Here is a 9,085-nt window from a genome sequence, read left to right on the forward strand (position 1 = left end):
TCCATATACGAGGGATTTGGAGTTAAAGTTACTGAGGTGCTCAGACTGCCCATTGCGGTGCCATTGTATTCTGGTACCACCGTGTATTTATCCGATACGGCTCCCTTCATATTTGCTGTATACATCCCTTTTGTACTGCTCTCCGTGATGGCACTTTCCGTGATGACTCCGCTGGCTGGTGTCTTACCGCTGCTGTCCTTCACCACAAACGTCAGACTGCCCTTAAGGTTCGTCAGAGGATTGCCCTGCACGTCCTTCGCAACTAGCGTCAGCGTGGAGGTGGCCGTATTGTCAGCGACAATGCTCTCAGGAGTCGCTGTGAATACCGATTGCCCTGCATCCGGTGTGGTACTTATGATGGTCACCCCGGCTGGAGGTAATGTGATACCACTCACCGACAGCGTCAGGGGCACCGTCTCCGCATCCGTGCCTGCCGTCACTGTAACGGTATAGACCCCGACAGATTTTCGAGTCAGCGCCGATACCGTGGCGCTTTTCAGTACGCCGGTTTTCAGACTGATGTCCTTCACATCAATGTCCACCGGCTGGTTATTTTCATCCCGCAACGTCAGGGTTAGCACCTGCGTGCTCTTCCCGTCCGCCGACAATACGCTGCTCACAGGCGTGAAGGTCGAGGTCTGTTTGTTCACCTCCGGCGCCTGCACAGACACCTGGATGTCACTCCTGTCAGAGCGGTTGCCCTTTGTGTCCACCGCCACACAACTGACGGTGTACGTGTTCACACCCTGCGCCGATGACTGGTACGCCGGGAGCAACACCGCGTAATCTGCGCCGTTCTGTGTGATTTTACCACCGGCTGCACTCAGGGCCTGTGCATACCAGTCGATGTGCGACAGCCCGTACGTGCTGGTCACGGAAACGCCCAGCGACTTCTGTTCCCCGGGTTGTCCGGTGACCTGGTCCAGTGTGTGCAGGCGTATTATCTCCTTCCTGCGGTACTCCAGCACGATGTTGTTGTTACGCTCCACCAGGTCATACCGGCTGCCGGACAGGTTTCGCATTGCAGCTACCGAGGTCGGGTCTACCTGGGCGCGCCACGGTTCCCCGAGCTGGTAATTCACATCCACTATCAGCCGGGTGTCGCTTTTCCCTGACTGGCCCTGACGCTGCTCCGCCCCCAGCGTAATCAGCGGCACCGGGGTGTAGTTAATTCCGGCCGCGATGGCATGCGGGTTCCTCTGGCGGCTGTCCACCCCGAACAGGGCGACCTCTCTGCCATAGTACTGCTCATACGTAAGCTTGCCGCCCAACTGTGGCAGCGACGGTACCCAGGTTTGCGCCCGGACATCCCAGCCGTTCGCTGGCCGCTCCTGATAATCCGACAGGTCCGGAGAGTCTTTCCATCCCGACAGACGCATGTAACTATTGATACTCAACCTCAGGAAGTCCCGCCAGTATTCCACCCCGACGCCCATACGCGCGTGGTCCCGGGACATATCGTAGTCCCCGAACATGTTCCCCCCCAGCATGTATGTGGGCGTGAAGTGGCGCAACCCGGCACCGAGGTTAGCCTGGGACCTGCTGTCGGTGCGGTGCAGGCTAACCTGGGAGAACACCATATCATAGTCCTGGTCATACAGGGGCATCAACAGGTCGAACTGCGAGTTCTTCAGGGAGAAGTTTTTGTCCGCGCCCAGCTTCACGCGTGCAGTACCGAAGTGACTCAGCCACTGCTGAAGGACTCCGCCCGCCTCGCCGGTGGTCATACCCCGAGCCATGGAAATTGCCCCATCGCTTTTCGCGCTGCCGGCCAGGAATCTCCCGGCTTGTGAGGCATACCCGGCCATTTTCTGCGCTTGCTCATCACCTTCTTCTGCAGAGGTGGAGCTCACGGAGGGGGGGGCTCCTGACGCGGTTATATTGCCCTTTTCCGTTATCAGCGACATGCCTGCATCACCACCAGGCTGCGGCCTATTCTGGCTACTCGCGAAGATGTGGGACTGTTCCATTGTTAGAACAGTTTTTTTGGTCGCTAAGTTAGTGGTTTCCCCGACTCCCGGGGTTTGTTCCTGTATACGCAGAGTTAAGGGCGATGCATGCAGAAAATGTTGCTCAGCCCCAGCCATAAATGGTGTAAAAGCCAAAACAAGTGGGAAGGCTATCTGTATGACAATATTTAACCAGACAATTGATAGCATCATAGGAGAAAACATCTTTCGCCGGGAAATAAAACATGAAACTTGTTTCATTGTTATTTTTTGTACTTCTATGTATCGGGCCATCGGAATGTTTATTCAACACAAAATTAGTTAAATTGCTGTGATTTTTTCATACGTTAAGCATACACGCCCATCTTCTACTTTACAAAAAAAGTAAGCAAGGAGTTTTGATAGGAGGAATATTAAAAAAAATCAACACCAATAGTTATTCTAAATCAAAGCTCTTTAAAAAAACCATATAATTCAACGCAGAACATTGAGTCTAAAAAAAATACGCATCATTAAAAGATATATATTTTAATGTGTAAGGTAAGGATACACATTGCGGGTGGCATTCATTATTTTAATTTTGTTTAGCCTCTGTTTATTTTCATTATATGCAGCGCTCAGAAGAGTAAAGCACAGGATTGTAAATGCCATATAATTTAACAATGCCATTTCTAAGCTTACAAAGATATTTCTGGATACTGCAAAAAAAATCAAAATAATACATTATTTAGCTGGGATAAATGTTCAGGTAGCTGCGGGTCAAGTATCCAATATGCTGATGGGTGTAAAATCTCTGATTTTAGATGTGGGGATTGAATCGCTAAAGTTAATGTACGGTTGGACTGACCACGCCCCGGTAGACGATCCTGCCCTATAGTTTGAGCGTATGAGCACACCACGATTTACACCTGAATTTAAGGAAGAACCCGTCCGTCAGATAACGGAACGCGGTTATTCCGTCGCTGAAGTATCTGACCGTCTGGGCGTCTCTACACACAGCCTCTACAAGTGGCTACGGGCTCTCAAACCTGATAACAGCGAGCAGCATGCCCGGGATTTACTGGAAGCTAAAAGCGAGATCCTGAAACTCCGGGCGCAGCTAAAACGCACTGAAGAAGAACGGGATATCCTGAAAAAGGCCGCGCGGTACTTTGCAAGGGAGCCCGACTGAAGTACCGGTTTATCAATGAGCACCGCACTGTATGGTGTGTGATGACGGTGTGTCGGGTACTGAATGTCGACCGGGCCGGGTTCTATGCGTGGCTGCATAAGCCTGTCTCGGCGCGTGATAAAGATAACCAGCGCCTGCTGATGCTTATCCGCGACTCATATTCCCGGAGCAGAGGCGTATACGGTTATCGGCGGGTTCATGGCGATCTGAACGAAATCGGGGAAATCTGCGGTAAAAACCGGGTGAGTCGAATCATGCAACTGAACCGGATTAAAGCTGTGCGCGGCTATAAAGCTCCACGTCGTATCGCTGGCATGCCTTCAGTCGTTGCTCCTAATCGCGTGAAGCGTCAGTTCACCGTTGTCCGGGCCAACCAGGTCTGGGTCACCGATATTACTTATATCCGCACCTTGCAGGGCTGGCTGTATCTGGTGGTGGTTATCGATCTCTTCGCCCGTAATGTGATCGGCAGGTCGATGAAACCCACTCTCTCACGCGAACTGGCGCTCGACGCGCTGATGATGGCGGTAAAACCAGACGGCGAGGTCATCGTACATAGCGATAGTAATAATACCGGTGTCAGTTTTTATCATCACTCAGTTTGCCGTTTAACCCGATTGGTGTGATTACTGATGCAGTGAAGACCTTCCCGCATCCTGACTCATACAACGATCGACCTCTTGTGTCCTGTCCAGGTTATCTGTCTGGAGATTCAACTCTGTTTCCTCACAGGAGCTCTGTTATGGCAGGTAAAGTTACGGAAGCCGCTGTTGTGGGTGGCGTGGATACACTTAAAGATCTGCACGTTGCCGCTGTCGTATATCAGAACAATAAAGTTCTGGGGACCCATTTTTTCTCCACAACATGGCAAGGTTACCGGCAGATGCTGGCATGGATGACTTCGTTTGGGGTATTAAAGCGAATTGGCGTTGAGTGCACAGGTACCTATGGTTCCGGGTTGCTTCGCTATTTTCAGAACGCCGTGTTAGAAGTACTTGAGGTGACTGCACCAGATCGGATGGAGCGACGCAAACGGGGTAAAAGTGACACTATTGATGCTGAATGTGCCGCTCATGCCGCATTCTCCGGAATAAGAACCGTCACACCCAAAACGCGCAATGGCATGATCGAGTCTCTGCGGGTATTAAAAACTTGCCGGAAAACAGCTATATCAGCCCGCAGAGTGGCTCTCCAGATTATCCATTCCAATATTCTCTGCCCCTGATGAATTACGCGAACAACTCAGAAATATGACGCGCATGCAGCTCATCAGGACTCTGGGATCCTGGAGGTCTGATGACAGTGAATACCGCAATGTTACCAACGGTTATCGCATTTCATTAAAGTCCCTTGCCCGCCGCTATCTCGAGTTGCATGACGAAATCGCTGATCTGGGTATCATGATTGCGGCAATTGTTGATGAGCTGGTGCCAAAACTGATTAAAAGTAATGCCATTGGATACGAAAGCGCTTCGCAGTTGCTGATCACTGCCGGAGACAATCCACAACGATTAAAATCAGAATCAGGTTTCGCGGCACTTTGTGGTGTCAGCCCTGTTCCCGTATCTTCCGGAAAAACTAATCGTTACCGACTTAACCGTGGTGGAGATCGTGCTGCAAATAGTGCACTTCACATCATTGCCATCGGACGTTTGCGAACTGACGATAAAACCAAGAAATATGTCGCCAAGAAAGTATGCGAAGGGCATACAAAAATGGAAACGATACGCTGTCTAAAGCGATATATCTCTCGCGAAGTTTATAAATTACTGCGAAATCTAAACAGACAGGTCAACACTATCCCGATAACGGCTTGACTGTTAGAAGGGCGTCCAAGGTAGTCAGTACGGCGGTGACGACTGACAGCGCTTCTGGCGGGCCAATAACCTGGCACCGAGCATGAGCCGGAGTGGCTACTGCTGGGATAATGCGGTGGCCGAATCGTTCTTCAGTTCACTGAAAAAAGAACGCATCAGGAAGATGAATATACAAAACCCGGGATCTGGCCCGGGCAGATATCTTCGATTACATTGAAGTGTTCTACAACCGGGCCCGGCGCCACAGTCACCTCGGCGGCGTCAGTCTGGAAGCATTCGAACAGGCCTCATCGTGAGGACAGCATTTGTCTACGGGCGTGGGGTCAGTCCATCAACGCCTCGGAAGTGTCTAGATTACCCGTGGCGATTCATACATTTATTTTTGAATTAAAAAATATAAAGCATATTCTAATTACCATTTATAGATAAAAAACTGTCTTTGCGTATCATTTACCGTACAAAAACATGCTTATAATATATGCTAATAAATATTAAAGTATAATTTACAGCATTTCTTATGTTTCATAACCTCATACTCTTTACTTTTAACGAACAGGTGGCAATCAAAACAGGAACATACTCTTCTATAAGAAAGCGTGGCTTAGGGTGGAAAGATTCATTAAATCCATAGATAATAAAACCTGCATCTAATTGCCCACCAATTTGATCATTTAATGTATGTCCAAACACTAGTGGTATAGAGTTTATTTTTTTATCTTCTAATAAGTCGGGATCAAGATCCTTCGAGTCAGAATAAGGAAGCTTATAACAAGGCCTTATTATCCCTTTTTCCTTGAGATAAGGATCCCTATCAAATACGAATGCTACTGGATTATAAAAGCTACTCAGCAAACGTCCGCCATATTTTAATACACGGAAGCACTCATCCCAAACAATGTTTATATCAGGAACATAAAGATTCGACACTGGATGAATGATGAGATCAAATGATTCATCAGAAAAAGTGGAAAGATCACGCATGTCCCCACAAATAGTTTTTAATTCCAAGCATTCACGTTTTGCTACGAGTTCATCAAGTGCCAATTGTTCTGGTGAAGCATCAAATACGACAACATCAGCACCAGCAGCAGCCAAAATAGGTGCTTGTTGCCCTCCTGAAGCCGCAAGGCACAAAATCCTCATGCCGTGCACTTGATCAGGAAGCCATTCTGAAGGTATTTTAGTTGGCAGCAAAGGTAAATTGAACCTTCCTGCACGTGCTTCTGCAATTATTTCAGAGCTCACTGGTTGCGACCAAGGGCTTTGTTCTTTTGCCATTTTATTCCAAGCTATCTGATTATGCTTATAAATATCATTTGTTAACATTTTTTTATTCATAAAAGTATCCTTTTAAAAAGGAAAAATTAAACATGGTTATAAATTAACAACATCTCTTTCACAATCAATAATATGACTATCGTTATCTTATGATGAATATTTTACTACAGCCTGATTATTAAATTTAAGATCTGCAGTATTTCCCATTTAAATAATATTTAATTGAAAGAGCCAAGCATTCTCATTAAATAAAAAAAATAAAAAATGATTTGGATAGTTCTTATCCTCTTGTATATAGATTACTATCTGAATAATTAATCTATGTGAAATTGAAATAAAATAATTTAGCTCAGGAGTTATTTTGTGTTGATTCAATATTAAATTAAGTGTAATTTAAAAAAATTAAACCGCAATTATTTGTAATTGTATATTAATAACTCCATGCTTGAAACCTGTTTACGTTTTTACCTTATCCCTGTTAACACTTTTTCTTAATTAAAAATCATAGTTATGTTAAAATCACTTTCATTTAGCAGCATAGGCATGCATACAGCAATCAGGTCTACCTCCCATATAAAACCATGAAGGATCATCGCAATCAATATCAGCAGGACATGTATTCTGTAATGCCACTTGTTGTAATTCTTTATCTTTATACACTGTTATATCAGAGGATGAATATGTAGAACTTGAAATGAAAATAATAAAAGTGCATACAATGAAATTAGTAAATATTTTTATGATATCCATAGTATAGAGTATAGTTCTCTTTAGTCAAACACACTACATTTATGTATGATTAATTTTTTTTGTCAACATTTACTTTTAAAAGTGTACTATAAAAGTAAAAAAAATCGAGAATAAAGACACTTTAAAATAATATAAATCAAGTGGTTACAGGTGCCACATGGTTTTATGTGTAAAATTATGTTACACAGATTTTGACACGCTTGTTTTGTCCCACTCTCTTTTTTAGACTTCTGGTTTGCAGCCATCAGCCAGTATTATTCCTCCGTCAGGTTAGTCATAGATTCATGGAGCTGGTAGTGATTATATTCCATCAGCTAGCGCTCTGCAATTTCCTGTGGTTCATTCAGTGTTATCAACAGTTAAAAATCTAAGATTTCTGTCCGGTATGTCTGGTTAAACCGTTCGATAAAATCATTTTGGTAGGCTTGCTCAGCTTGATCTTGACCCGCCATCTCCGGACAGCTTTTGTATCTTAAGTTAACGATGCCCGCTGCCGCCGGTATTCCCTTGGGGAGTGATATCCCAGCGCGCTGTGCGGGTGGTTTTCATTGTAATGCGTGAACGCTGCTGCAAGGTTTTGCAGGGCTGTTCTCACATCCGGTTTTGGCATGAACGCGATATAGTCTTCCTTCATCGTCTTCACGAACCGCTCTGCCATGCCATTACTCTGTGGGCTGCTCACTGCGGTTGTGCGAACCTCCGCGTTTCATGCGCGGTATACGCTGAACCGTTATCCGTCAGCCACTGCACCGGTGTGTCGGGCAACCTGTCGCCGAAGCGTTTTTCCACCGACCTCAGCATCACATCCTGCACAGTCGAACTGTCATAGCCTCCCGTGCTTGCTGCCCAGTCTATGGCCTCGCGGTCGCAGCAGTCCAGCGCGAACGTTACACGCAGTTTTTCGCCGTTGTCACAGCCGAACTCGAAGCCATCTGAACACCAGCGCATATTGCTTTCTGCAACTGCGATTTTACCCTTATGTTCACGCTTCGGGCGCTCTGGTTTGTCATGCAACAACAACAGGTTATGCTCGCTCATTATCCTGTATAGACGTTTGGCATTCACAGGTGGCTGTCCCTCTGAGCGACGTTGCTTACGCAGGATGCCCCACACGCGTCGATAACCATAACTCGGCATATCGCTGATAATGTTGAGGATAACCGACAGTATTTCAGCGTCTGCTTCGTCATTACGCCGGTTACAGCGCCCGTCCTGCCAGTCGGCGGAACGGTTAATCCGCAGTGAAAGCTGCGCACGCGACACGCCCATGGTGCGACTGACCACGGCTATTCCCCGTCCTTTGGCAACAAGGGCGCGTGCGCTATCCATTTTCGCGACTGACCGTACTCCACTGCTTCTTTCAGGATCTCAACTTCCATTGTCTTCTTGCCCAGAAGGCGCTGGAGTTCCCGAACCTGTTTCAGTGCTGCTGCAAGCTCAGAGGCAGGAACGACTTCCTCCCCGGCCGCAACGGCAGTGAGGCTGCCTTCCTGGTATTGTTTCTTCCACTTGAACAGCAGGCTGGGCTGGATACCATGCAGACGAGCGACGTGGGAGACATTCATTCCTGGCTCCATCGTCTGCTGGATAATAGCGATTTTCTCCTGAGGAGTCTTACGTTTGCGGGCTTCTTGCCCTAACAGGATCCCGGTCATCTCAAAATTGGCGTTAGTGTTAGACATATATTCAAGCCTATCTCTTATCTGGAGATACAGCTACTGTCTGGTGTTTCAGGGGGCTACATCAGTAGGCTTGCTCAGCTTAATAAATTCGATTTGCACGACATGTTCTTCGCCGCATTGTGCCAGCGCCAGCGAGACCAGTTATTACTCGTTATCCATACGCATCTTCAACGGGTAGCTGCGGTTTGGCACTATCCTGTCCCGTACCCTGATGACCCGTTGGTCAGGGATATTCAGGTCGATTTCTTTCGCCAGTGCTTCACAGTTAAAATCGTCCATCACATTGAAGGTCCGGAAGCGTCAGGCACTATACTGGCTCCATAAATCACCAGGCACTTCGTCTCTCTTAAAATTAAGAGGTAGTCTTAGAACTATGTTTTACACCAGTCAGAATAATAAGATGGTTGAAGATCTGAGCTGTGTCTGCACCTTTGCTGG

General features: G+C 46.9%; 2 protein-coding genes and 5 pseudogenes. 3 read left to right on the forward strand and 4 right to left on the reverse strand.

Going from position 1 to position 9,085, the window contains the following annotated elements; genetic code table 11:
* Nucleotides 1-1,853 (reverse strand): inverse autotransporter beta domain-containing protein (locus ACWKXN_RS22245; protein WP_454544366.1); only part of this gene is annotated, 1,853 nt, incomplete at its 3' end.
* 982 nt (nucleotides 1,854-2,835) lie between these two features.
* Between ACWKXN_RS22245 and ACWKXN_RS22250 the strand changes: the two are divergent.
* The 3 pseudogenes from ACWKXN_RS22250 to ACWKXN_RS22260 form a co-directional block, all read left to right on the forward strand.
* Nucleotides 2,836-3,740, forward strand: a pseudogene (locus ACWKXN_RS22250) (IS3 family transposase); the annotation flags it as partial.
* A 122-nt stretch (nucleotides 3,741-3,862) separates the two neighbouring features.
* Nucleotides 3,863-4,937, forward strand: a pseudogene (locus ACWKXN_RS22255) (IS110 family transposase).
* A gap of 16 nt (nucleotides 4,938-4,953) precedes the next feature.
* Nucleotides 4,954-5,233 (forward strand): annotated as a pseudogene (locus ACWKXN_RS22260) (IS3 family transposase); the annotation flags it as partial.
* A gap of 226 nt (nucleotides 5,234-5,459) precedes the next feature.
* Here the strand turns inward: ACWKXN_RS22260 and ACWKXN_RS22265 are convergent.
* The 3 genes and pseudogenes from ACWKXN_RS22265 to ACWKXN_RS22275 form a co-directional block, all read right to left on the reverse strand.
* The gene (locus ACWKXN_RS22265) at nucleotides 5,460-6,275 is read right to left on the reverse strand and encodes a class I SAM-dependent methyltransferase (RefSeq protein ID WP_454544367.1); all 816 of its coding nucleotides are present in this window, start codon (nucleotides 6,273-6,275) and stop codon (nucleotides 5,460-5,462) included.
* A 1,162-nt stretch (nucleotides 6,276-7,437) separates the two neighbouring features.
* Nucleotides 7,438-8,620 (reverse strand): annotated as a pseudogene (locus tag ACWKXN_RS22270) (IS3 family transposase).
* Between the two features lie 81 nt (nucleotides 8,621-8,701).
* Nucleotides 8,702-8,947 (reverse strand): annotated as a pseudogene (locus ACWKXN_RS22275) (IS3 family transposase); the annotation flags it as partial.
* Nucleotides 8,948-9,085: the final 138 nt, after the last annotated feature.

This window comes from Enterobacter sp. UPMP2060 (assembly GCF_053709655.1).